Source organism: Variovorax sp. GW822-FHT04E09 (genome assembly GCF_058800845.1).
The window spans coordinates 566,225-586,973 of the sequence record NZ_JBXAMR010000001.1; the positions used below are offsets into that span (position 1 = coordinate 566,225).

General features: G+C 67.4%; 27 protein-coding genes. 8 read left to right on the top strand and 19 right to left on the bottom strand.

Annotated features, from left to right (window positions below; translation table 11 throughout):
- Window positions 1–5: 5 nt before the first annotated feature.
- From AC1RL8_RS02680 to AC1RL8_RS02710, 7 genes are all read right to left on the bottom strand, one after another.
- Window positions 6–497: a RidA family protein gene (locus AC1RL8_RS02680; protein WP_159271752.1), complete on the bottom strand. Its 492-nt coding sequence runs from the start codon at window positions 495–497 to the stop codon at window positions 6–8.
- Between the two features lie 86 nt (window positions 498–583).
- Window positions 584–904 carry a non-heme iron oxygenase ferredoxin subunit gene (locus AC1RL8_RS02685; RefSeq protein WP_056580656.1) on the bottom strand — a complete coding sequence of 107 codons (321 nt, stop codon included), beginning with the start codon at window positions 902–904 and terminating at the stop codon, window positions 584–586.
- 16 nt (window positions 905–920) lie between these two features.
- Window positions 921–1,886, bottom strand: a complete 966-nt coding sequence (locus tag AC1RL8_RS02690) for a Bug family tripartite tricarboxylate transporter substrate binding protein (RefSeq protein ID WP_492687139.1) — start codon at window positions 1,884–1,886, stop codon at window positions 921–923.
- A complete protein-coding gene (locus AC1RL8_RS02695; RefSeq protein WP_492687140.1) occupies window positions 1,883–2,251 on the bottom strand; it encodes a chorismate mutase in 369 nt (122 codons plus the stop codon). Before AC1RL8_RS02695 ends, AC1RL8_RS02690 begins: the two co-directional genes overlap by 4 nt.
- 9 nt (window positions 2,252–2,260) lie before the next feature.
- Window positions 2,261–2,743 carry an aromatic-ring-hydroxylating dioxygenase subunit beta gene (locus tag AC1RL8_RS02700; protein WP_056580648.1) on the bottom strand — a complete coding sequence of 161 codons (483 nt, stop codon included), beginning with the start codon at window positions 2,741–2,743 and terminating at the stop codon, window positions 2,261–2,263.
- Window positions 2,740–3,999, bottom strand: a complete 1,260-nt coding sequence (locus AC1RL8_RS02705) for an aromatic ring-hydroxylating dioxygenase subunit alpha (RefSeq protein ID WP_492687141.1) — start codon at window positions 3,997–3,999, stop codon at window positions 2,740–2,742. The genes AC1RL8_RS02700 and AC1RL8_RS02705 overlap by 4 nt, the downstream gene beginning before the upstream one ends.
- A gap of 28 nt (window positions 4,000–4,027) precedes the next feature.
- The gene (locus AC1RL8_RS02710; RefSeq protein ID WP_307588359.1) at window positions 4,028–5,017 is read right to left on the bottom strand and encodes a 2Fe-2S iron-sulfur cluster-binding protein; all 990 of its coding nucleotides are present in this window, start codon (window positions 5,015–5,017) and stop codon (window positions 4,028–4,030) included.
- 133 nt (window positions 5,018–5,150) lie between these two features.
- On the opposite strand from AC1RL8_RS02710, the gene AC1RL8_RS02715 reads away from it, so the two are divergent.
- Window positions 5,151–6,071 (top strand): LysR family transcriptional regulator, encoded by a 921-nt coding sequence (locus tag AC1RL8_RS02715; protein WP_062477812.1) that lies wholly within the window; start codon window positions 5,151–5,153, stop codon window positions 6,069–6,071.
- On the opposite strand, the gene AC1RL8_RS02720 is transcribed toward AC1RL8_RS02715, so the two are convergent.
- Complete coding sequence (locus AC1RL8_RS02720) at window positions 6,068–6,517, bottom strand: 2'-5' RNA ligase family protein (protein WP_492687142.1); 450 nt, start codon at window positions 6,515–6,517, stop codon at window positions 6,068–6,070. The genes AC1RL8_RS02715 and AC1RL8_RS02720 overlap by 4 nt on opposite strands.
- 335 nt (window positions 6,518–6,852) lie before the next feature.
- Here AC1RL8_RS02720 and AC1RL8_RS02725 point away from each other — a divergent pair, with 335 nt between their 5' ends.
- Window positions 6,853–7,467 carry a porin family protein gene (locus AC1RL8_RS02725; protein WP_492687143.1) on the top strand — a complete coding sequence of 205 codons (615 nt, stop codon included), beginning with the start codon at window positions 6,853–6,855 and terminating at the stop codon, window positions 7,465–7,467.
- Here the strand turns inward: AC1RL8_RS02725 and argE are convergent.
- The 9 genes from argE to guaB form a co-directional block, all read right to left on the bottom strand.
- Window positions 7,464–8,570, bottom strand: coding sequence for an acetylornithine deacetylase (gene argE / locus AC1RL8_RS02730; RefSeq protein WP_492687144.1), 1,107 nt, complete (start codon window positions 8,568–8,570; stop codon window positions 7,464–7,466). The two genes, AC1RL8_RS02725 and argE, sit on opposite strands and share 4 nt — an antisense overlap.
- A gap of 4 nt (window positions 8,571–8,574) precedes the next feature.
- Window positions 8,575–9,498 (bottom strand): DMT family transporter, encoded by a 924-nt coding sequence (locus AC1RL8_RS02735; RefSeq protein ID WP_492687145.1) that lies wholly within the window; start codon window positions 9,496–9,498, stop codon window positions 8,575–8,577.
- A 2-nt stretch (window positions 9,499–9,500) separates the two neighbouring features.
- Entirely contained in the window at window positions 9,501–10,220 is a 720-nt protein-coding gene (locus AC1RL8_RS02740) for an alanyl-tRNA editing protein (protein ID WP_492687146.1), read from the bottom strand.
- Between the two features lie 77 nt (window positions 10,221–10,297).
- Window positions 10,298–11,128, bottom strand: a complete 831-nt coding sequence (locus AC1RL8_RS02745; protein WP_492687147.1) for a helix-turn-helix transcriptional regulator — start codon at window positions 11,126–11,128, stop codon at window positions 10,298–10,300.
- Between the two features lie 184 nt (window positions 11,129–11,312).
- Window positions 11,313–12,107 (bottom strand): restriction endonuclease, encoded by a 795-nt coding sequence (locus tag AC1RL8_RS02750; RefSeq protein WP_492687148.1) that lies wholly within the window; start codon window positions 12,105–12,107, stop codon window positions 11,313–11,315.
- Between the two features lie 448 nt (window positions 12,108–12,555).
- The gene (gene guaA / locus AC1RL8_RS02755) at window positions 12,556–14,175 is read right to left on the bottom strand and encodes a glutamine-hydrolyzing GMP synthase (protein WP_062477832.1); all 1,620 of its coding nucleotides are present in this window, start codon (window positions 14,173–14,175) and stop codon (window positions 12,556–12,558) included.
- An 11-nt stretch (window positions 14,176–14,186) separates the two neighbouring features.
- Window positions 14,187–14,621, bottom strand: a complete 435-nt coding sequence (locus tag AC1RL8_RS02760; protein ID WP_070060761.1) for a type II toxin-antitoxin system VapC family toxin — start codon at window positions 14,619–14,621, stop codon at window positions 14,187–14,189.
- The gene (locus AC1RL8_RS02765; RefSeq protein WP_492687149.1) at window positions 14,618–14,866 is read right to left on the bottom strand and encodes a type II toxin-antitoxin system Phd/YefM family antitoxin; all 249 of its coding nucleotides are present in this window, start codon (window positions 14,864–14,866) and stop codon (window positions 14,618–14,620) included. Before AC1RL8_RS02765 ends, AC1RL8_RS02760 begins: the two co-directional genes overlap by 4 nt.
- Before the next feature lie 77 nt (window positions 14,867–14,943).
- A complete protein-coding gene (gene guaB, locus AC1RL8_RS02770) occupies window positions 14,944–16,413 on the bottom strand; it encodes an IMP dehydrogenase (RefSeq protein ID WP_062477841.1) in 1,470 nt (489 codons plus the stop codon).
- A 128-nt stretch (window positions 16,414–16,541) separates the two neighbouring features.
- Here guaB and AC1RL8_RS02775 point away from each other — a divergent pair, with 128 nt between their 5' ends.
- A complete protein-coding gene (locus tag AC1RL8_RS02775) occupies window positions 16,542–17,060 on the top strand; it encodes a DUF4124 domain-containing protein (RefSeq protein ID WP_492687150.1) in 519 nt (172 codons plus the stop codon).
- A 15-nt stretch (window positions 17,061–17,075) separates the two neighbouring features.
- On the opposite strand, the gene AC1RL8_RS02780 is transcribed toward AC1RL8_RS02775, so the two are convergent.
- The gene (locus AC1RL8_RS02780; protein ID WP_492687151.1) at window positions 17,076–17,423 is read right to left on the bottom strand and encodes an RnfH family protein; all 348 of its coding nucleotides are present in this window, start codon (window positions 17,421–17,423) and stop codon (window positions 17,076–17,078) included.
- Window positions 17,423–17,869: a type II toxin-antitoxin system RatA family toxin gene (locus AC1RL8_RS02785; protein WP_062477851.1), complete on the bottom strand. Its 447-nt coding sequence runs from the start codon at window positions 17,867–17,869 to the stop codon at window positions 17,423–17,425. Before AC1RL8_RS02785 ends, AC1RL8_RS02780 begins: the two co-directional genes overlap by 1 nt.
- Before the next feature lie 62 nt (window positions 17,870–17,931).
- Between AC1RL8_RS02785 and smpB the strand changes: the two genes are divergently transcribed.
- The 5 genes from smpB (at window position 17,932) to AC1RL8_RS02810 (ending at window position 20,728) form a co-directional block, all read left to right on the top strand.
- On the top strand, window positions 17,932–18,408 hold the full coding sequence (gene smpB / locus AC1RL8_RS02790; RefSeq protein ID WP_062477854.1) for an SsrA-binding protein SmpB: 477 nt from the start codon (window positions 17,932–17,934) through the stop codon (window positions 18,406–18,408).
- Window positions 18,409–18,502: 94 nt separating this feature from the next.
- Window positions 18,503–18,883 carry a COG4315 family predicted lipoprotein gene (locus AC1RL8_RS02795; RefSeq protein ID WP_070060766.1) on the top strand — a complete coding sequence of 127 codons (381 nt, stop codon included), beginning with the start codon at window positions 18,503–18,505 and terminating at the stop codon, window positions 18,881–18,883.
- A gap of 24 nt (window positions 18,884–18,907) precedes the next feature.
- The gene (locus AC1RL8_RS02800) at window positions 18,908–19,414 is read left to right on the top strand and encodes a sigma-70 family RNA polymerase sigma factor (RefSeq protein ID WP_492687152.1); all 507 of its coding nucleotides are present in this window, start codon (window positions 18,908–18,910) and stop codon (window positions 19,412–19,414) included.
- A gap of 16 nt (window positions 19,415–19,430) precedes the next feature.
- Window positions 19,431–20,255: an anti-sigma factor family protein gene (locus tag AC1RL8_RS02805; protein ID WP_492687153.1), complete on the top strand. Its 825-nt coding sequence runs from the start codon at window positions 19,431–19,433 to the stop codon at window positions 20,253–20,255.
- 77 nt (window positions 20,256–20,332) lie between these two features.
- Complete coding sequence (locus AC1RL8_RS02810; RefSeq protein WP_062479812.1) at window positions 20,333–20,728, top strand: COG4315 family predicted lipoprotein; 396 nt, start codon at window positions 20,333–20,335, stop codon at window positions 20,726–20,728.
- The last annotated feature ends 21 nt before the right edge of the window (window positions 20,729–20,749 follow it).

Here is a 20,749-nt window from a genome sequence, read left to right on the forward strand (position 1 = left end):
TCGATTCAGGCTGCGTGGGTGGTCGCGACGGTCATCTCGACCTCGACCGTCGCGTTCTTCGGCAGCGCATAGACGCCGACCGCCGTGCGCACATGCACGCCGGCCTCGCCGAACACGCGGTGCAGCAGGTCGGACGCGGCATCGGCCACCTCGCTTTGCTGCGTGAAGTCGGCCGTGCACTGCACAAACACGCCCACGCGCAGCACCTTCTCGACCGCATCGAGCGAGCCGAGTGCGCGTCGAAGCAGCGCGAGACTGCGCAGCGCGCAGATCTGGGCGCCCTCGCGCGCGGTGTCGAGCGACACGACATCGCCCACGCGGCCGGTGACGACCACCGTGGTGCCCACGCGCGGCACCTGGCCGCTGAGGTAGACGGTGCGGCCGTCGCGCACCAGCGGCACGTAGTGGCCGCCGGCCAGGATCTCGCCGTCGAAGCGGTGGCCCAGTTCTGCGGCAATCAGGTCGGCGATCTGGTCGCGGCTGTGTGGTTCTGTCATCGGATGTCCAGGAAAACGGGCCTCGATTGTCGCCAACCGGTCCGGCGCGAACCGATACAGATCACGCCCGCCGCAGGCAGAACAGTTCAGCCTTCGAACGCCAGGAACACCCGCCCGCCTTCGATCTTCACCGGGTAGGTGCGCAGGTCTTCGGTGAGCGGCGCGCACATCGCCTTGCCGCTGCGCACGTCGAAGCGGCCCTGGTGCAGTGGGCATTCGATCTCGTGGCCTTCCAGGAAACCGTCGCACAGCCGCGCATGGCCGTGCGTGCAGATGTTGTCGGTGGCGTGAATGCCGTCGTCGGTGCCGTACAGCGCGATGTCGCGCCCCTGCACCTCGATGCCGACCACGTCGTCGGCGGGAACGTCGTCGACCGCCGCGGCGTCGACCCAGGTCATCGTGCTCATCGTGTGCTCCCTTTTCTCAATCGGGCTTGAGGCCGGCGCGGTCGATCACCGGCTTCCAGCGGCGCAGCTCCTCGTCCATGAACTTCGACAGGCCTTCGGGCGTGCTGCCCACGGGGTCGAAGTACGCGGTCTGCAGGCGCTTGACCGTGTCGGGGTCTTTCAGCGCGGCAGCAATCTCGCGGCTCATGCGCTGCACCACGTCGTTCGGCGTGCCCTTGGGCGCCATGTAGGCGAACCATGGCACGGCCTGGATGTCGGGCAGGCCCGACTCACGCAACGTCGGCAGCTCGGGCAGTAATGCCGAACGCTCGGCCGAGGTGACGGCCAGCGCCTTCAGGCGGCCGGCCTTGGCCTGCGGCATCACCGTGACCGGCGGCAGGCAGGCGTACTGCACGTCGCCCTGCACGATGGCCGTGACGGCCTGGCCCGACGAGGCGTACGGAATGTGCACCGCGAACGACTGCGTCTTGGCCTTGATGAGCTCCACGCCCAGGTGCGAGATCGAGCCGTTGCCGGTCGAGGCGAAGTTGAACTTGCCGGGGTTCTTCTTCATCGCCGCCAGCCAGCCCTTGACCGAATCGACGCCCATCGAATTGGAGACCGCGCAGACGTTCGGCGTGGTCGCGGCGAGCGACACGGGCACGAGGTCCTTGAACGGGTCGTACGGCAGGTTCTTGTAGAGGATGGTGTTGTAGACCAGCGGCGCGTTCACCGACAGCAGAAAGGTGTAGCCGTCGGGCTGCGCCTTCGAGACCGCGTCGGTGCCGCTGTTGCCGCCCGCGCCGGGCTTGTTCTCGACGATGAGCGGCTGGCCGATGCGCGCCGCGAGCTTGTCGTTGACGATGCGCGCCAGGATGTCGGGCGACGAGCCTGCCGCGAACGGCACCACGATGCGCACGGGGCGCTGCGGCCATTCCTGCGCATGGGCGGCCGCGGCCAGGGCCACGGCGGTGAGTGCGACGAAGAGGCGTGCGCGCGTCATGGCTGCACCTCCACGGCGACCATGCCCAAATGGTCCTGCTGCTCGCGCGCGATGAAGCCCGCGATGAGCGCGCGGTAGGCGGCCTCGACCACCTCGGGGTAGGCGCCCTCCTTCTCGGCGAGCGCCTTCACCTTGTCGATCACTTCCTGCTGGCGCTGCGGCGCGGACACCTGGAAGGCGTCGCGCTTGAAGCGCGCGGCGTCCTTCACGTAGCGGCCGCGCTCGGCCAGCAGCGCGACGATCTGGCGGTCGAGGCGGTCGATGTTCTCGCGCACCTCGGCCAGGTTGGCGCACAGCGGCACGTAGGCCGGGTCGGTGAAGCGGCGCAGGGGCGCACCGTGGGTCTCTGGTTCTTTTTCTGTCATGGCTCGGTTTCAGATGGGGTAGATGATGGAGTTCGGGATCATTTCGCTGTCGAACACGCAAAGGCGCGACGCGAACTTGAGGCCCTCGGGGGTCTGCACGACCTTGTCGATGTAGCGCCCGACATTGAACACGGTCGACGGCCCGTCGAGCTTGGTGCGGAACACCGCGTAGTTGGCCTCGCTGTGGATGGTGCCGTCGTCGTCGACGCGGTGCACCAGCGGCAGGCCCACCACGTGGCGCTGGTAGTACGGGTCGTGGAACAGCGTCTCCTTGATGCCGTAGACGCGGTCTTCGAGCATGCCCCGGCTTTCGAACGAGAGCGTGGCCAGCGGCAGGCCGCGTTCGTGGTTCTCCCGCGGCTGCAGGCGGTAGCTGCACTGCTCGGTGAAGAACGCGGGCCACAGGTCCCAGTCGCCCGAATCGACGGCGTGCGCGTAGGCCGCATACAGGCGCGACAGGTCGAGGTAGGTGGCGGTGTCGAGCGTGCTCATGCGGCCTCCATCACTTCGCGCCAGTAGCGGTACATGCCGCGGATCAGCGTCTCGGTCACCATGTGGTCGGTGTTTTCGACCTCGCGCCCGCCGAGCTCGGCCAGCGTGCGGTGGTAGGGCTTCTGCTCGAAACCTTCCTGCGAGAACTCGATCACCTCGCCGTCGTCGGCCGACACGAAGCCCGCTGGTCCGAACAGGTTGGCCTGGCGCAGGCGGCGCTGCGTCATCTCGGGCGTGTCGTCCTCGAAGCCGAAATGCGTCCACACGAAATCGAAGGCGTCGTGGCCCACGGGCTGGATGTGGCGCGTCGACACGCTGTTGACCTGCTGCTGCAGGATGAGGCTGGGGAACAGCGTCATCATCACCGCCGTCGGCCCGCCCCACCAGGGCTCGGGCACGATGTCGAGAAAGCGCGGGTCCTTGAGCCGCATGCTCTCCTTGAAGCTAGACACCTGCGTCACCTGCGCGGCCTTGCCGGCGCTGCCGCGCGTGGAGATCATCGCGGCGTGGCGGCCGCGCGCGTCCATCTTCAGCTCCGACTTGTTGTCGGCGCGCCAGAGCCCGAAGGTCACGAACCAGGTGTGCAGCAGGCCCGGGTGGTACGGGTCCTTGATGTTCTCCTGCATGAGCTTCCAGTTGCCCGGAATGCGCTGGCGGCTGTAGCCCAGGATGGTGAGCTTGCGCCCGTCGAACAGGCGGTCAAAGTAATGAAGGATGTCGGGCCCGAGGAAGTCCTCGAACGATTCGATGGCATGGTCGAACGACGCGAACACCACGCCGCCGCGCGACGCGACCTTGAGCTTGTTCAGCCCGTGGTCTTCGGTCTTGAAATCGGCCGGCATGCCGCCGTGGACCTTGCCGTCCTGCTTCACGCCACGGCGGAACGGCACGCCCTGCAGGTCACCCTTGAGCGTGTAGTTCCACTGGTGGTAGGGGCAGACGAACTCCTTCTTGTTGCCGTGGCGCTCGCGGCAGAACTGCATGCCGCGGTGCGCGCAGACGTTCTCGAACACATGAATGGCACCTTCTTCGTCGCGCGACAGGATGACCGAGCGCTCGCCGATGGCGGTGCGCTTGAAGTCGCCCGGGTTCGGAATCTCGGCTTCGAGGCCGACATAGCACCAGTGCTTGTCGTAGAAGAAGCGCTGCAGCTCTTTCTTGTGCAGCGCCTCGTCGGTGTAGGCCATGAAGGGAATGCGGCTGGTCTTTTCGCTCTCCCAGTGCAGTTCGATGGGGAAGACGGCTTGCGTGGTCATCGGGTCTCCTTTTCTCTTGTTCGGTTCTTCAGGTGCCTTGCAGGTAGAAGGCATCGGCGTGCGTCTGCTCGGGCGCCAGGCCGTGCGCCTGCACCAGCCGGCTCGCGGCCTCCACCATGGGCGGCGAGCCGCACAGGTAGGCACGCCAGCCGTCGAGCCCCGCGGGCAGGTCGGCGCGGATCGCATCGGTGATGAGCCCCAGCCGCTGGCCGTCGCGCGCGGGGCCGGCGACCACCACGACGTGCACCTTCAGGCCCGGGTGCTGCGCCTGCAATTCGCGCAGCTCCGGCAGGCCGTACACGTCGGCATCGGAACGCACGCCGAGGTAAAGGTGGATCGGCTGCGTCAGCCCCGCCGCGACCGCGCCGCGCACGATCGACAGGATGGGCGCGAGCCCCGTGCCGCCCGCCGCGCAGAGCATCGGCCCGCGGTGCTTGGTGCGCAGGTAGGCGGTGCCCAGCGGCCCGCTCACGCGCACGGTGTCGCCCACGCGCAGCTGCTCGAAGATGTGGGCCGTGACGCGGCCGCCCGGCACGCGGCGCACATGGAATTCGAGCTCCGCGTCGCGGCTCAGCCCGGCCATCGAGTACGGCCGCGCCAGCTCGGGGCCGAACTGCAGCTGCGCGTACTGCCCCGGCGAGAACTCCAGCGGCTTGTTGGGCTTGAGGCGCAGGCGGCGGATGTCGTGCGTGAGCACGTCGATGCCCGTGACCGTGGCCTTGAGCACGCGCGCCGGGTGCACCACCACCTCGTCGGGCTCGGGGATCTCGATGGTGCAGCTTTCGGTCAGCGTGCTCTGGCAGGCCAGCACGTAGCGCTCGCCCTGCCCGTCGGGCCGGATCGCGTCCTGGCCGCCGTCGAGCAGCTGGCCCGACACCACCTTGCAGCGGCAGGTGCCGCAGCGCCCCGACATGCAGCTGTACGACACCGGCACCTGGTGCTCGCGCAGCACCTCGAGCAGGTTCGCGCCGGGGCGGACCTCGAGGGTGCGGGCAAGGGGGTGAATGTGCAGGTCCATCGTCGGGCTCTCTTTTTCTGGCGCCGGCAGCAGGGCCGGCTTGTCTCTGGGCACGGATGATGCGCGGACTCTTCCGATTGACCAATAGAATCTGGTGAATCGGCTGTATCACCGGCATGAATAAAGGTGCGCCATGCAACTCAAGGACATCGACCTCAACCTGCTGCTGGTATTCGACCGCATGCTGGCCGAGAAGCGCGTGTCGGCCGTGGCCGAATCGCTGGGCCTGTCGCAGCCCGCCATCAGCAACGCGCTGGCGCGCCTGCGCAAGCTGCTGGGCGACGAGCTTTTCTTGCGCACCGCGCGCGGCATGGAGCCCACGCCCTTCGCGCTGCAGTTGGCCGAACCCGTGGCCTACGCCATGGGCGCGCTGCACACGGCGCTCAACCAGCAGGTGGTGTTCGACCCCGCCACGAGCACGCGCAGCTTCACGCTCGCCATGACCGACATCGGCGAGATCTACTTCACGCCGCGCCTCATGGAAACGCTCTCGGCCGCCGCGCCGGGCGTGACCATCAGCACGCTGCGCAACAACACCGCGACCCACCTGCGCGACGACCTGGAGGCCGGCCATGTCGACATCGCCATCGGCCTGCTGCCGCAGCTCAAGTCGGGCGTGTTCCAGCGCCGGCTGTTCCTGCAGCGCTATGTGTGCCTGTTCGCGGGCACGCACCCGCTGGCGCGCAAGCGCAGCGTGTCACTGAAGGACTTCAGCGCGGCCGACCACGTGCAGGTGCAGGCCGCCGGCACGGGCCACGGCAAGGCCGACGACGTGATGGCGGCGCAAGGCATCCAGCGCCGCATCCGGCTCAAGGTGCCGCACTTCGTGGCCATCGGCCACATCCTGCAGTCGAGCGAGATGATCGCGACCGTGCCCGAGCGGCTGGCGCGCAGCATCGCCGAGCCCTTCGGCCTGGTGTGGCGACCGCACCCCGTGGCGCTGCCGCAGATCGCGATCAACCTGTTCTGGCACGCGAAGGTGCACCGCGACCCGGGCAACCAGTGGCTGCGCGGGCTGCTGTTCGACACCTTTGCCGATCAGGACGGCGCCTAGGCGGGCCAGCGGCCCAGCACCTCGTGCACGCCCCCGCCCACGTGGCTGTCGATGAGCACCAGCGAATGGGCGGCCCACCGCGCCGGCGCTTCGAGCGCGTGCTTTTCGAGCTTGCGCCGTGCATAGGCGACGGTCATGTGCGGCGTGAACGCGCGCGAGGGCTTCAGGCCGACATCGGCCAGCGCCTCGCCCAGGCGCTGCCTGAACGCGCGCAACGCCGCAACGTTGGCCTCGTCGTCGGCGTACAGCACCAGCGCGCCCTTGGCGTAGCTCATGGACTTTTCGAAAACGACATCGAGCGCCGGCACGGACACCGCGGCGGCCGCGGTCGATGCCTGGGCCACCTTGTCGGCCGGCACCTGGTCGTGGTTGCCGAGGTCGAACAGCGTGACATGCAGGCGCTGCGCCTCGACCACCGTGCCCTTCAGGGCGTGTTGGGAGTTCATGCGCGCACCGAGCGCGGCGATCGTTTCGGCGTCTTGCGGGGCGGGAAGCAGTGCGAAGAAAAGCGAGTGCGGCAGCGGCGCCTTGCGAGGGGCCTGGGTGCCGCGAGGCCGCGGCAGGGGCCGCGGCGGGGGATCGATTCCGGGAAGAAGAAGCTGAGCTGACATGTGTCGATCATCGCCCATGGCGGGGGCCCTTCATGAGGCCTTCAGCAAACGCGAAGCTCGTCTTCAGCTTGGTTTTTGAGAATCGTCGGACGGTGGCGGCAAGGCGAACAACGACACGCCGCCCATCCACGCATTCATTCAATCGATCAATCAACCAACAGGATTTCATCTTGACGAAAACGCAAGCCCGCCTCGCACTCGCAGCTCTCTGGCTCGGCACCGCCTCCGTCGGCGCCTTCGCCGCCGGTCTCGACAAGGACACCGGGCTGTATGTCGGCGGCGCCATCGGCCGCTCCAGCTACAGCCTGTCGTCCTCGAAAAACGCCCCCGTGCCCGTGCCATGGGGCGGCAAGAAGGCCGACAAGAGCGGCACGTCCTACAAGCTGTATGGCGGCTACCGCCTGACCGAGCACTTCGGCGTGGAAGCCGGCTACGCCCGCCTCGGCAGCGTGAGCCAGTGGAGCTCGGCCTACGGCGGCTCCAGGCTGCAGACCGGCACCGGCCAGGTCTTCTACGCCGCCGCCACCGCCCGCATGCCGCTGGGCGACGCCTTCGCCCTCAACGGCCGCCTCGGCGTGGCACGCGGACGCATCTCCGGCGACAACAAGTGGGCCCCGCCCAACCAGCGCATCTCGGGCAGCGGCACGGGCCTGATGGTCGGTGTCGGCGCCGAGTACCGCATGACGCAGAACCTCGCGATCACGGCCGACTACGACTACTTCGGCAAGCTGTCGAAGCAGGCCAAGGGCGGGATGTTCACGGTGGGCTTGAAGGCGAACTTCTAAGCGGTCGCCGCCCAAGCGCCGACGCCGGCCAGGAAGCGGTCGGCGGCGCGCAGTTCGCTCGCGGCAATCCACTCGTTGGGCTGGTGGGCCTGCCCGATCGCGCCGGGCCCGCACACCAGCGACGGGATGCCCGCCTGCTGGAAGAACCCGGCCTCGGTGCCGAACGGGATCTCGCCCGGAGGCCACAGTGCGCCCCAGCGCCTGGCGGTCTCCGCGGCAGCGCCCTCACCTTTCTGCGCGCAGAGCGCCGGCACGCCGGCCAACTGTGTCATCTCGACGGCCACTTCGGGCGACACGCCTGCGAGCAGCCGCGCCACTTCTCCTGCCACCATCGCCGTACTGGCCGCATCCGTCGGCCGGAACTCCCACGTCACTTCGCAACAGCCGGGGACGATGTTGATCGCCGTTCCGCCATGGATGCAGCCGACGTTGAAGGTGGTGCGGTTGCCCTGCGCGCGCAGCGTGCGCCCGAAGCGCGCGAGCTGCGCGATCAGTTGCGCGGCCGGCTCGATCGCGCTCACGCCCAGGGTCGGATCGCCGGAATGGACCGGCCGCCCGCTGAAGGTGATGCGGTGGCCGAAGAAGCCGCGGTGGGCCAGCCCCACGCGCATCTGCGTCGGCTCTCCGATGACGGCCAGCGCCGGTGTCGGCATATCGGCGCGCATCGCGGCGATGAGGCGTGGAACGCCGAGGCACCCGACTTCCTCGTCATAGGACAGCGCGAGGTGGATCGGACGGCGCAGCTCAAGGCTGCGCCATGAAGGTACCGCTGCGAGGCACGCTGCGATGAAGCCCTTCATGTCAGCCGCGCCACGGCCATGCCACCGGCCCTCGCGCTCAACGAGCGTGAAGGGGTCCGAGTCCCAAGCCTGACCGTCGACGGGCACCACGTCGGTGTGACCGGACAACACGATGCCGCCTGCCGCGTCAGGGCCGAGGGTCGCCAGCAGGTTGGACTTCTCGCCGTCGTCGCTGGGGATCAGCCGCGCCTCGACGCCGTGCGCCGCCAGGTAGTCGGCCACCCAGTGGATGAGGCCGAGGTTGGAGCGGTGCGAGGTCGTGTCGAACCCGACCAGGGTGCGCAGCAATTCGACGGTGTTCATCGGCTCAGGCCGCGACCTTCGCGCGCCTCGCCGGCTGGAAGGTCGTGACGAAGAAGCCGAGCAGGATCAGCGCAATGCCGGCGATGTGGAAGCCGCGCACGGGCTCGCGCAGCACGAGAAATGCCAGCAGCGCCGTGAACAGCGCGACGAGATGGAACGACACGCCCGTCACCGTCGCGCCCAGCGTCGCGACACAGCGGCTCCACAGGATGAAGGCGAACAGCGACGCGAAGAGGCCGATGTAGAGCACCGCGCCCACCGAGGCCACGTCGGTCGGAATGCGCGCGCCGCGTGCCAGCTCGAGCGCCCAGAACGGCATCAGTACCACCAGCCCGGCAGCCATGGTCGCGGCCAGAAACACCAGCGGACTGAGGGCGGCCGGCTTGCGCCGCAGCAGCACCGAGTACACGGCGTAGTTGGCCACGGCCAGCAGCACCAGCAACTCGCCGCCGCCCAGTCGCAACGCCTGCAGGTGCGCCAGTTCGCCGCGCGCCACGATCCAGGTCACGCCGAGGAACGAGATGCCGATGCCGAGCAAGGCCTTCCAGGTGATGCGCTCGACACCGAGCACCACGGCGGCGAGCGGCACCATCAGCGGCAGCGTCGAATTGAGAAACGCAACGCTGGTGGCGGGCACCGTCTGCAAGGCCAGGTAGCCGAGCGCGTTGTAGCCGGCGATGCCAAAGGCGCCGCAGGCCACGATCAGTCGCCAGTGCCGTGCAAGCAGCCCGCGCTCGCGCCACACCTGCGCGCCGACGAACGGCGCCAGCACCGCCAGCGCCACGACCCAGCGCCCCACCGCGAGCGACACCGGCGGAAAGACCGGCCCGAGCGCACGCCCCAACACGAGGTTGCCAGCCCAGAAGGCCGGCGGCACCCACAGCAGCCACACCGGATGCGCCCAGAGCGCCAGCAGCGACCTGCGCATGCCTACAGCCCCTGCAACCCGATGCGCACGCGGCGGTTGGAGCGGCCCTTGTTCTCGATCTTGAGAATCCGCACCGGGCGCGACGCGCCGGTGGACGCGAGGTGCGTGCCGCCGCAGGCTTGCCGGTCGAGCCCGGCGATCTCGACGATGCGGACCAGGCCCTCGGCCGAAGGCGGCGGCGCCACCGAGCGGGAGCGCAGCAGCCCCTGCTCGCCATAGGCGGCGGTGACCGACACGTAGTGCGTCTGCACCGCGAGGTCCTGCGCGATCACGTCGTTCAGTTCGGGCTCGAGGGCCCGCAGGCGGTCGTTGTCGGCGCCGGGCAGATCGAAGTCGATGCGCGCGGTGCCGTCGTCGTTCATCTGCACGCCGGTGACCAGCGCGCCGTCGAAGTCACGGAAGACCAGTGCGTTGAGCACATGCAGGTCGGTGTGCAGTTCGCGCATGCATTGACGGAAGACCGGATCGACCTCGGTTTGGACCTCGCCTGTGATCTCGATGCGATCGGGCAGCTGGACCCAGACGAGGCCGCCCTCTTCGGAAAAACCGGTGACGGGCACCTCGCCGCCCCGCCAGCGGACAACGCCGCGGTCCGGCAACTGCCCGCCGCCGCCGGGATAGAAAGGATGTTGCGACAGCCGCACGGCACCGGGCCGCGATTGAAGGACCTGGGCGTCCAGCCGCAGGATGTCGGCATGTTCCTGGCAGAAGAGTCGTGTCATGGGTGGCCTTGCTGAGAAGCCTCAGCATGGCAGGACGACCCGAAACGCTATTGGTTGAAATTGCGCCCGCGGCTCGATCAGTTCGCCCGGGCGCGCACGTACTGCAACGGCGTCATGCCGAAGGTGCGCTTGAAGTGCTTGTTCAACGCGCTCTGGTCGTAGAAGCCCGAGGCCAGCGCGGCCTCGGCCACGGGCTGGCCCGCATCGAGCTGCCGCAGCGCGGCCCGCAGGCGCAACTGCGTCAGGTAAGTGTGCGGGGTTAGCCCGAGCGTGCGGTGGAAGGCGCCGATCAGCTGGAAGGTCGTCAGGTCGGCGGCCTGCGCCATCTGCTCAAGCGTCAGCCGCTCGGCATGGCCATCGCGCATCAGCTCGAGCACAGGCGCGAGCACGTGCGCATCCCAGGGCGCGGCCGGCACGCGGGGGCCGGCCTGTCCGTGCGCGGCGAACAGCGCACCGAAGCTGCGCACGAGCAGTTCCTGGTGCAGCAGCGCGTCGGGTTCGCCGTCGAGGGCGCGGTGCAGCGCCAGGAAGCGCGCGATGAGGTCCGGGTCGCGAAAGACGTTCGATGTGAAGTGCCGGGGCTGGTCGATGCCCAGCGATGCGAGCACGCCCTGGAGCCCCTGCCCGGCCAGGTAGAACGACCGGTAGCGCCAGCGCAAGCTGCCGGCCATGCGGCCCGAGTGCGGCTCGCCGGGGTTGAAGACGAGCAGCGCCTGCGTGTGGGCCACGTCGGTGCGGCCCCGGCTCCTGAACTCCGAGCCGCCCACTTCCGTCACCGCGACCACGAGGGAGTCGTGGACATGCGGGGCGTAGTCGTGCGTCGTGAAATCGGCATGGAGCATGTCCATGCCCGGCACGCCAGGTGCATGCCAATACCGCGAGGTGTTGCGAGGATCAGAGCGGGCCAACGGGCGTCCTTTCGCGCGAAAGGCGGCTGCATTCCGAGCCGCAGCATCAGGTGCGATTAGATCGCAAGCGGTGTGCCAGCGCGTGCCTAGGTGCACGTCAGATGAGTTCCATGCACGCGGCGCGATCGATAAATCGAGAGGCGTACCAACCAGCCACCTACGCCCCTAGCGAAACACCCAATCTCTACAGCGTGTTGAGGTGATAGTGGTCATGTCCATGGAACGTCAATGGCCTCGCTCGAGTGATATTGCAGTCCTCCGGTCCCGGCCGGTGCTTTAGCTGGGCATAGCCAAGCATGTCGAAGAAGCGATTCGCATCAACGAGCTCGACCGGCATGACCGCTTGCGTGCTACGTTTAGCCGCTTCGCGCGCACCGCGACCAAAGCGCGATGCGCATACATACACGCCCCGCGTATAGCCGCCCAACACCAAGGCCCCTAGAAAGGCCCGGATTTGCTCCACATCCACCGCATCCCTGCGCCGCTTGACTTGAACTCCGACCCTGGCGCCTGAACCATCCTCCAGTATCACGTCGACCCCACCATCGTTCGAATAGGCGGTCGCATATGCCTGGTACCCGAGATCGCCGAAAACGCTGGCCACGGTCAACTCGAACAGACGCGGGTGCATTGACGCACGCGCCTCGAACTTTCGCATCAGGTAGCGTCGCACCTGTTGCAGGGGCAGGCCGATGTCGTCGAGCGCCAGCTCTTCCAGGGCGGGGGCTGAAGCCAGCGTCACAGCCCAGTGCTGCCAATGCATTGCTGGCAGAACCGCGCGATCCTCCGCAATCCACCAGCCGCAAGCAGGACAGACATGCAGACACACCTTCCTCTCCACGATATCCCCCCGAAGGATTACGTGAGGATGCCCTAGAGGAGGGCCATTGAAGTAGGGATTCTGAATCTCGAGATCGTGGACGGCCGCGAAATCCTTGTAAGCGACATCCCATAGGTCCAGGTCATAGTGGTCATCCATCTGAGCAGCGCAGTAGCTGCAATGAACCGGGTCCTCCTCCTCAACGTTCCAGCGCCAGAAGGGAAGATCGCACCCGGACTCACTCGAAGAAATTTCCGATGGGACATGTCGCCTTGGTTGATTCATACATGGCCTCCGTTCATCCTGTACCTCGCGAGGAGGGTGAGGCGGAAAACCCGACCTATACGGCATCATCAACAGCGGTGACCTGTACGCAGGAGTCCGCCGTCACCACTAGATCGCAGAACCGTGCGTCGCCAGCTTTTTGAAACCAAATCCTGCGTCTGGAAAGCATGCAGCATGCGACCAGTCAATGCAATCGCGTCTCCCGCCGCGCAGCGCCGCATGCCACCCAACAATCTCGTCTGCTCGTGATGGGCCTAAAAACACAAGCGTTCTTAGCCCAACAGCTTTCGAAGATTTTTCTAGAGTGAGCGATGCCCCGGCATCACTCCCACTCGATCGTCGCCGGCGGCTTGCTCGACACGTCGTAGGTCACGCGGTTGATGCCGCGCACCTCGTTGATGATCCGGCCCGACACCTTCTTGAGCAGCGCGTACGGCAGCTCGGCCCAGTCGGCGGTCATGAAGTCGCTGGTCTGCACGGCGCGCAGCGCGACGACGTAGTCGTAGGTGCGGCCGTCGCCCATCACGCCCACGCTCTTCACGGGCAGGAACACGGTGAAGGCCTGGCTCGTGAGGTCGTACCAGGTCTTGCCGGTCTCGGCGTCGGTGAAGTTGCGCAGCTCTTCGATGAAGATCGCGTCAGCGCGGCGCAGCAGGTCGGCGTATTCCTTCTTCACTTCGCCCAGGATGCGCACGCCCAGGCCGGGGCCGGGGAACGGATGGCGGTAGACCATCTCGGGCGGCAAGCCGAGGGCCACGCCAAGTTCGCGCACTTCGTCCTTGAACAGGTCGCGCAGCGGTTCGAGCAGCTTGAGGCCGAGCTGCTCGGGCAAGCCGCCCACGTTGTGGTGGCTCTTGATGGTGACGGCCTTCTTGCTCTTGGCGCCGCCCGATTCGATGACGTCGGGGTAGATCGTGCCTTGCGCCAGGAAGGTCGCGCCCTTGTGGCCGCCATCGCCGGCCTTGAGCTTGGCAGCCTCTTGCTTGAACACGGTGACAAACTCGCCGCCGATGATCTTGCGCTTGGCTTCGGGGTCGCTCACGCCGGCGAGCTTGCCCAGGAACAGGTCGCTGGCATCGACGCGGATGACCTTCGCGTGCAGCTTGCCTTCGAACATCTCCATGACCATGTCGCCTTCGTTCAGGCGCAGCAGGCCGTGGTCGACGAACACGCAGGTCAGCTGGTCGCCGATGGCGCGGTGGATGAGCGCGGCAGCCACGCTCGAATCGACACCGCCCGAGAGGCCCAGGATGACTTCTTCATCGCCCACCTGTTCGCGGATCTTCTGCACGGCTTCGGCGATGTGATCGCGCATGACCCAGTCGGGCTTGGCTTCGCAGATGCCGAGCACGAAGCGGTCGATGATGGCCTTGCCCTGCACCGTGTGCGTGACTTCAGGATGGAACTGCAGCGCGTAGTAGCGGCGCGCCTCGTCGGCCATGCCGGCGATGGGGCAGCTGTCGGTGCTGGCCATGAGCTTGAAGCCGGGCGGCAGCTCGGTGACCTTGTCGCCGTGGCTCATCCACACGTTGAGCATGCCGAAGCCCTCGGGCGTGGTGAAGTCGGCGATGTCTTTCAGCAGCGCGGTGTGGCCATGGGCGCGCACGGCGGCGAAGCCGAATTCGCGCTTGTGGCCGCCTTCGACCTTGCCGCCCAGTTGGTGCGCCATGGTCTGCATGCCGTAGCAGATGCCGAGCACCGGAATGCCGAGGTCGAACACGGCTTGGGGGCACTTGTCGGTGGTCTCTTCGTACACGCTGGCGTGGCTGCCCGAGAGGATCACGCCCTTGAGGTGGCCGTCGGCCGCGTATTCGCGCACCCACTCGTCGGTGACGTCGCAGGGATGCACTTCGCTGAGCACATGCGCTTCGCGCACGCGGCGTGCGATGAGCTGGGTGACTTGCGAGCCGAAGTCGAGGATGAGGATCTTGTCGTGTTGCATGGCGAAAGGACTCAGAGCGTTGAAATGTCGAACAGCTTGACGCCCGCGTGCGGCGCCGCCTGGATGAGGTGCTCGTCGAAGGTGGCGAGCGGAAGGTTGAGCGATTTGGCGAGCCAGAGGTAGCCCGCATCGTAGAGCGAGACGCCCGCGTCGATGGCCACGGCGAGCACGGCCTTGTGCTGGGCCGGCGCGAGGTCGTGCAGCTCCACGCGATGGCGGATGGCGTCGAGCACGCTCCACAGGCCTTCGACGGCCGATGCCGGAATGCGGCCGCTGCGCACGCCATTGGCGAGGATGTTGGCGCACTCCCATTGCCAGGCGTTGGGCGCCTGCGGCTCGACCTCGTCGCGGCGGATGGCGGCGTAGAGCCTGCGGGTGTGTTCGCTGGCCTGGTCGGGCAGCAGCCAGGCGGCAGTGACCGAGGCGTCCATGACGAAAGCGGTCATGGCTGGCGTCCCTGGTCCAGGAGCTCGCGGGGCGTGGGGCCGGGCTGGATGGTGGCGTGCAGCGCGTCGATCTGCCCGAGCTCGCGGGCGATCTGCTCGTCGGTGATGACGGGTTTGCGGCGCACCGGCAGCATGCGCACGACTTCCTTGCCGTGGCGGGTGATGCGAACCTCCTCGCCCTTTTCGACCAGGTCGATCAGGGCCGAGAAGTTGTTCTTGGCTTCAGCGATGCCGATGGATTGCATTTGGGCCAGAAAATTTGAATCTGGCCCAAATTTTAAGCCGAGTCTGGCCTGACTTTCAATGTCTGGCCAGATTGGGCTTACTCGGCGCGGTAGTTCGGGGCTTCCTTCGTGATCTGCACGTCGTGGACGTGGCTCTCACGGATGCCGGCCGTGGTGATCTCGACGAACTCGGCCTTGTTCTGCATGTCCTCGATGGTCGCGCAGCCGCAGTAGCCCATGCTGGCCCGCACGCCGCCGGCCATCTGGTAGACGATGGAGACGATCGAACCCTTGTAGGGCACGCGGCCTTCGATGCCTTCAGGCACGAGCTTGTCGGTGTTGGGGTTGCCGGTGGTCGATTCCTGGAAGTACCGGTCGGCACTGCCCTGCTGCATCGCGCCGATGGAGCCCATGCCGCGGTAGCTCTTGTAGCTGCGGCCCTGGTACAGCACGATTTCGCCCGGCGCCTCTTCGGTGCCGGCGAACATGCTGCCCATCATCACGGTGCTGGCGCCGGCCGCAATGGCCTTGGCGATGTCGCCCGAGTAGCGCACGCCGCCGTCGGAGATCAGCGGAATGCCCGTGCCCTGCAGCGCGGTGGCGACGCTGTCGACCGCCATGATCTGCGGCACGCCCACGCCGGCGACGATGCGGGTGGTGCAGATGGAGCCGGGGCCGATACCGACCTTGACGGCGTCGGCGCCGGCGTCGGCCAGCGCACGCGCGGCGTCGCCGGTGGCGATGTTGCCGCCGATGACGTCGACCTGCGGATAGTTCTTCTTGACCCAGCGCACGCGCTCGATCACGCCGGCGCTGTGGCCGTGGGCGGTGTCAACCACGATGGCATCGACGCCGGCCTTCACCAGGGCTTCGACGCGCTCTTCGGTGCCGTCACCCACGCCGACCGCCGCGCCCACGCGCAGGCGGCCGTTGGCGTCGCGTGCGGCATTGGGGAAGCTGGTCTGCTTGGTGATGTCCTTGACGGTGATGAGGCCCTTGAGCTCCCAGTCGCCGTTGATGACCAGCAGGCGCTCAAGCTTGTGCTTGTTCAGCAGCGCCTTGGCTTCGGCCAGCGTGGTGCCGTCGGGCACGGTGATGAGCCGGTCGCGCTGCGTCATGATTTCGCTGACGGGCACGTCGTAGCGGTTCTCGAAGCGCAGGTCGCGCCCCGTGACGATGCCGACGACCTTGCCGCCGTCGATCACCGGGAAGCCCGAGATGCCGAGCTGGTCGGACAGTGCCATCACCTGGCGCACGGAGTGCGTCGGCGTGATCACCACCGGGTCGCGCAACACGCCCGACTCGTAGCGCTTGACGCGGGCCACTTCGGCGGCCTGCTGCTGCGCGGTGAGGTTCTTGTGCACGATGCCGATGCCACCCTCTTGCGCGATGGCGATCGCGAGGCGGGCTTCGGTCACGGTGTCCATGGCCGCCGAGACGAGCGGCAGGTTCAGCGTGATGTTGCGGGAGAACTTGGTGGCGAGAGACGTGTCCTTGGGCAGGACTTGGGAGAATGCTGGCACCAACAACACGTCGTCGAAGGTGAGCGCTTTGCCGAGAAGGCGCATGGGTGAGGCTCCAAAAGTCGGATTGTAACGAGGCCCTCGCCCGCTTCGCCGGCGCGGGTTCTTTTTGACCGTTGCAAAACCGCCTATTCCGGATGTTGCAAAAAGTAAGGCCCGGCTAAACTCCGCGCATGAATCTCCTGCATTGGCTGGTACTGGGTTGCGCGTGCGCGCTGCCGCTCTCGGCGAGCGCGCAATGGCAATGGGTCGACAACAGCGGCAAGAAGGTCTTCAGCGACCAGCCGCCGCCCACCGACATCCCCGAGAAGAACATCCTGCGACGCGCCGGCCCCTCGCCGTCGGCCCGTGCGCCCGCCCCGGCCGCGCCGGTCCCGGAGGGAAGCAGCGACACGGCCGCAGCCCCCAAGGCCGCGCCGCCGCCCAAGCCCACGGGCGTGGACAAGGAACTCGAGGAAAAGACCAAGAAGGCCGAGGCTGAGCAGAAGGCCAAGGAAGCGGCTGAAGCGGCAAAGATCGCCAAGGCCAAGGCCGAGAGTTGCGCCCGTGCCCGTGAAGGCAAAGCCACGATCGACAGTGGCATCCGCCTCGCCAAGGTCAACGCCAAGGGCGAGCGCGAAATCATGGACGACGCTGCGCGCGCTGCCGAGCAGAAGCGGGTTCAGTCGGTCATCGACAGCGACTGCAAGTAAGCCCGCGACGGCCGCTCAGTAGCCGTCCTTGCCGCCCTTGCGCTTGTTCGCGAACAGGCCCGTGCCGCGCGCCCCCTGGCGCTGGAAGCGTTCACGGCGCGCCACCTTCGGATCGACCGTGAGCGGACGGCACAGCTCGATGCGGTCGCCGTCCTTCAACGGCTGCTCCCACGCCACCGCCCGGCCCCAGATGCCCGGCGTCATGGCATGCCGCCAGTCCAGGTCGGGAAAGCGCTGCATGAGCTCGCTGGCCTTCACCGCCTCGGCCACCGCGGTGCCGGGCGCGAGCTGCAGGACCTGCTCGAACACCTCGCGCGCCGCCGGCGAACAGCTCAGCGTGACCTCGATGCGGCGATCGGCCATCAGCCTTCGCCGTAGACCTGTTCGGCGCGCTTGACGAAGGCCTCGACCAAGCTCGAGGCGATGGTGTCGAACACCGGCCCCACCAGGGCCTGCAGCGCGAAGTTGCTGAAGCCGTAGCTCATCTGCAGCTCGACGCGGCAGGCGCGTTCGCCCTGTTCGCCCACGGGGTGGAATTTCCAGGTGCCGTCGAGGTTGGAGAACGGCCCGTCGACCAGCTTCAGCTGCACCTCGCGGCCCGCGATGTGCGTGTTGCGGGTGGTGAAACTCTGGTGCAGCCCGGCGAAGGCCAGGCCGACTTCGGCGGTCATGCCGCCCTCGTCCTGCTCGATGACGCGCGACTTGTCGCACCAGGGCAGGAACTGCGGGTACTTCGCCACATCGGTGACGAGCGCGTACATTTCTTCGGCGCTGTACCAGATGAGGACGGACTTGTGGACTGTTTTCATAGAATCGGCACAGCGTGCGCGACGGATTGTATTGAAGCCATGCGCCCCCAACTTCTCGAGCCATGGCCACCAAGAAACAAGACACCTCCTCCCGCATCGCCGACAACAAGAAGGCCGCCTACAACTATTTCTTCGAAGAACGCTTCGAGGCCGGCATGGTCCTCGAGGGCTGGGAAGTCAAGTCGCTGCGCGAAGGCAAGGTGCAGCTGACCGACGGCTACGTGGTGATCCGCGACGGCGAGCTGTTCGTGGTCGGCTGCCAGATCAACCCGCTCAAGAGCGCCTCGACGCACGTCAATCCCGATTCGGTCCGCACCAAGAAGTTGCTGCTGCACAAGGAAGAGATCAAGCGCCTCGTCGGCAAGGTCGAGCAAAAGGGCTACACGCTGGTGCCGCTGAACCTGCACTGGAAGGCCGGCAAGGTGAAGTGCGAGATCGCGCTCGCCAAGGGCAAAGCCGAGCACGACAAGCGCGACACCATCAAGGACCGCGAAGGCAAGCGCGAAGTCGAGCGCGCGATGAAGAGCCGCAATCGCTGATTTTTCTTTTTTGGGCGGCATGGAATAAAACGCGCTCTGCGGGCGTTTGTGCGGTGTCATCGATCGTCGATGCCATCAACCCAGGAGTCTTTCCATGTCACCTATCCGCATGTCCTCCGTCGGCATCGCCGCCGCACTGCTCGGCAGTCTGCTCGCCCTCCCCGCGTTCGCCCAGCCCAAGGCCGCCGATGGCGCGCTGGTCGGTGCGAACGGCATGACGCTCTACACCTTCGACAAGGACACGGCCGGCAGCGGCAAGTCGGCCTGCAACGGCGGCTGTGCCACCAACTGGCCACCCTTCATGGCAGCCGACAGCGACAAGCCGAGCGGCGACTTCACCATCGTCACGCGCGACGACGGCAAGAAGCAATGGGCCGCCAAGGGCTGGCCGCTGTACTACTGGGTGAAGGACACCAAGCCGGGCGACAAGACCGGCGACGGCGTCAACGGCACCTGGAAAACCGCCAAGCCCTGACACGGACAGGCTCACGGCCTACCCATGGACGCCCGCCTGCTGGTCGAGCACATCCCGAGCCTGCGCCGCTATGCGCGTGCGCTCACGGGCAATGCCTGGGCGGCCGACGACCTGGTGCAGGACACGCTCGAGCGCGCCTGCGGCAAGTGGCGGCTCTGGGTGGTGGGCACCGACCTGCGCGCCTGGCTCTTCACGGTCATGCACAACCTCTTCGCCAGCCAGGTGCGGCGTCGGCCGCCACCGCATGCGGTCGTGCCGCTGGAGGAGGTAGCGCCCGAACAACTGCAAGGCGGCGCCGACCCGAGCCTCGGCCTCGACCTGCAGCGCTGCCTGATGCAACTGCCCGAGGAGCAACGCGCCGTGCTGCTGCTGGTGACGCTCGAAGACCTGTCCTACGCCGAGGTGGCGAAGGTGCTCGGCATTCCGATCGGCACCGTGATGTCGCGCCTCTCGCGCGCCCGCCTTCGCCTGCAGGAACTGATGGACGGCGCCGCCGCGTCCAACCGCCCCGGCCTGCGCCGCCTCAAGTGACGTGAAGCAACCCGCCATGAACCGCCCCCCCCTGCCCCCCACCGACGACGAGCTGCACGCCTGGGTCGACGGCCAATTGCCGCCCGAACGCCGCGAGGCGGTCGAGGATGCGCTGGCGCGCGATCCGGCCGTGGCGGCCCGCGTGGCGGCCTGGCATGCCCAGCGCGACGCGTTGCGCCGCCTCCACGGCGGCCTGCTCGACGAACCCGTGCCTGCGCCGCTGATGGGCGTGCTCGAGCGGCGCCGTGCCGAGGCTGGTCGCTCGGCCCCCTGGCTGCGCTGGGGCGGCATGGCCGCCGGCCTGCTGGTCGCCTTCGCGGCCGGCTGGCTCGGCAATGCCCAGTGGTCGGGCGCGTCGCAGGCGGCCGGGGCCTCCCTGGCGCGCGCACCGGCTGTGCGCGAGTTCGTGCGCGATGCCTCGGTGGCCCACGTCGTCTACACCCCTGAGAAACGGCACCCCGTCGAAGTGGCCGCCACCGAGCAGCAGCACCTGGTGCAGTGGCTGTCCAAGCGCCTCGACCACCCGCTCAAGGTGCCCGATCTGTCCTCGCTCGGCTACACGCTGGTCGGCGGACGCCTGCTGCCCGGCGAAACCGGCGCGCGCGCCCAGTTCATGTTCGAGGACGCAGCGGGTGAACGCATCACGCTGTACATCGGCACGCTCGACGCGCAGGCCGCGGACACCGCTGCCTCGCGCGAAACCGCCTTCCGTTTTGCTTCGGACGGCGCCGTGCCGAGCTTCTACTGGATCGACCGGGGTTTCGGCTATGCCGTGGCCGGTCGCCTGCCGCGCGATGCGCTACTGAGACTCGCGACCCTGGCCTACCGCGAGTTATCGTAGCGACGGCATAAACTGCCGGTTCGCGCATTCACCTGGCTTGTTTTCGCGATTGATTTTTCAACTGAAGGAGAAACTGCATGAAATTGCTCAGCGCCTCGATCCTCGCAGCGGCTTTGCTCGCCGGCTGCGGCGGCATGTCCACCAAGACCGCTGGAGCGCCCGACACGCCCACCCGCACCGCCGACGGCGTGCTGGTCGGCCCGAACGGCATGACGCTCTACACCTTCGCCCGCGACACCGCCAATGCCGGGACCTCCGCCTGCAACGGCCAATGCGCCACCAACTGGCCGCCGCTCGCCGTGGCCGACGCCGCCAAGCCCATGGGCGGCTACACCATCATCGTGCGTGAAGACGGCAAGAAGCAGTGGGCCTACAAGGGCTGGCCGCTGTACTACTGGGCCAAGGACACCAAGGCCGGCGACAAGACCGGTGACGGCGTGGCCAACGGTGCCTGGAAGGTTGCCCGTCCCTGATGCGGTCGATGTGATGGCGCC

What these genes read in the sequence shown, in the direction of transcription:
- AC1RL8_RS02780 (WP_492687151.1), bottom strand. Translation starts at nt 17,423, where the DNA reads ATGGCCGATCGCCGCATCGAGGTCACGCTGAGCTGTTCGCCGGCGGCG.
- AC1RL8_RS02695 (WP_492687140.1), bottom strand. Translation starts at nt 2,251, where the DNA reads ATGACAGAAAAAGAACCAGAGACCCACGGTGCGCCCCTGCGCCGCTTC.
- AC1RL8_RS02800 (WP_492687152.1), top strand. Translation starts at nt 18,908, where the DNA reads ATGGACGCCCGCCTGCTGGTCGAGCACATCCCGAGCCTGCGCCGCTAT.
- AC1RL8_RS02795 (WP_070060766.1), top strand. Translation starts at nt 18,503, where the DNA reads ATGTCACCTATCCGCATGTCCTCCGTCGGCATCGCCGCCGCACTGCTC.
- AC1RL8_RS02685 (WP_056580656.1), bottom strand. Translation starts at nt 904, where the DNA reads ATGAGCACGATGACCTGGGTCGACGCCGCGGCGGTCGACGACGTTCCC.
- AC1RL8_RS02775 (WP_492687150.1), top strand. Translation starts at nt 16,542, where the DNA reads ATGAATCTCCTGCATTGGCTGGTACTGGGTTGCGCGTGCGCGCTGCCG.
- AC1RL8_RS02700 (WP_056580648.1), bottom strand. Translation starts at nt 2,743, where the DNA reads ATGAGCACGCTCGACACCGCCACCTACCTCGACCTGTCGCGCCTGTAT.
- AC1RL8_RS02715 (WP_062477812.1), top strand. Translation starts at nt 5,151, where the DNA reads ATGCAACTCAAGGACATCGACCTCAACCTGCTGCTGGTATTCGACCGC.
- AC1RL8_RS02690 (WP_492687139.1), bottom strand. Translation starts at nt 1,886, where the DNA reads ATGACGCGCGCACGCCTCTTCGTCGCACTCACCGCCGTGGCCCTGGCC.
- guaA (WP_062477832.1), bottom strand. Translation starts at nt 14,175, where the DNA reads ATGCAACACGACAAGATCCTCATCCTCGACTTCGGCTCGCAAGTCACC.
- AC1RL8_RS02735 (WP_492687145.1), bottom strand. Translation starts at nt 9,498, where the DNA reads ATGCGCAGGTCGCTGCTGGCGCTCTGGGCGCATCCGGTGTGGCTGCTG.
- argE (WP_492687144.1), bottom strand. Translation starts at nt 8,570, where the DNA reads ATGAACACCGTCGAATTGCTGCGCACCCTGGTCGGGTTCGACACGACC.
- AC1RL8_RS02740 (WP_492687146.1), bottom strand. Translation starts at nt 10,220, where the DNA reads ATGACACGACTCTTCTGCCAGGAACATGCCGACATCCTGCGGCTGGAC.
- guaB (WP_062477841.1), bottom strand. Translation starts at nt 16,413, where the DNA reads ATGCGCCTTCTCGGCAAAGCGCTCACCTTCGACGACGTGTTGTTGGTG.
- AC1RL8_RS02680 (WP_159271752.1), bottom strand. Translation starts at nt 497, where the DNA reads ATGACAGAACCACACAGCCGCGACCAGATCGCCGACCTGATTGCCGCA.
- AC1RL8_RS02760 (WP_070060761.1), bottom strand. Translation starts at nt 14,621, where the DNA reads ATGACCGCTTTCGTCATGGACGCCTCGGTCACTGCCGCCTGGCTGCTG.
- AC1RL8_RS02720 (WP_492687142.1), bottom strand. Translation starts at nt 6,517, where the DNA reads ATGAACTCCCAACACGCCCTGAAGGGCACGGTGGTCGAGGCGCAGCGC.
- AC1RL8_RS02710 (WP_307588359.1), bottom strand. Translation starts at nt 5,017, where the DNA reads ATGGACCTGCACATTCACCCCCTTGCCCGCACCCTCGAGGTCCGCCCC.
- AC1RL8_RS02785 (WP_062477851.1), bottom strand. Translation starts at nt 17,869, where the DNA reads ATGAAAACAGTCCACAAGTCCGTCCTCATCTGGTACAGCGCCGAAGAA.
- AC1RL8_RS02805 (WP_492687153.1), top strand. Translation starts at nt 19,431, where the DNA reads ATGAACCGCCCCCCCCTGCCCCCCACCGACGACGAGCTGCACGCCTGG.
- smpB (WP_062477854.1), top strand. Translation starts at nt 17,932, where the DNA reads ATGGCCACCAAGAAACAAGACACCTCCTCCCGCATCGCCGACAACAAG.
- AC1RL8_RS02705 (WP_492687141.1), bottom strand. Translation starts at nt 3,999, where the DNA reads ATGACCACGCAAGCCGTCTTCCCCATCGAACTGCACTGGGAGAGCGAA.
- AC1RL8_RS02765 (WP_492687149.1), bottom strand. Translation starts at nt 14,866, where the DNA reads ATGCAATCCATCGGCATCGCTGAAGCCAAGAACAACTTCTCGGCCCTG.
- AC1RL8_RS02810 (WP_062479812.1), top strand. Translation starts at nt 20,333, where the DNA reads ATGAAATTGCTCAGCGCCTCGATCCTCGCAGCGGCTTTGCTCGCCGGC.
- AC1RL8_RS02750 (WP_492687148.1), bottom strand. Translation starts at nt 12,107, where the DNA reads ATGGATGACCACTATGACCTGGACCTATGGGATGTCGCTTACAAGGAT.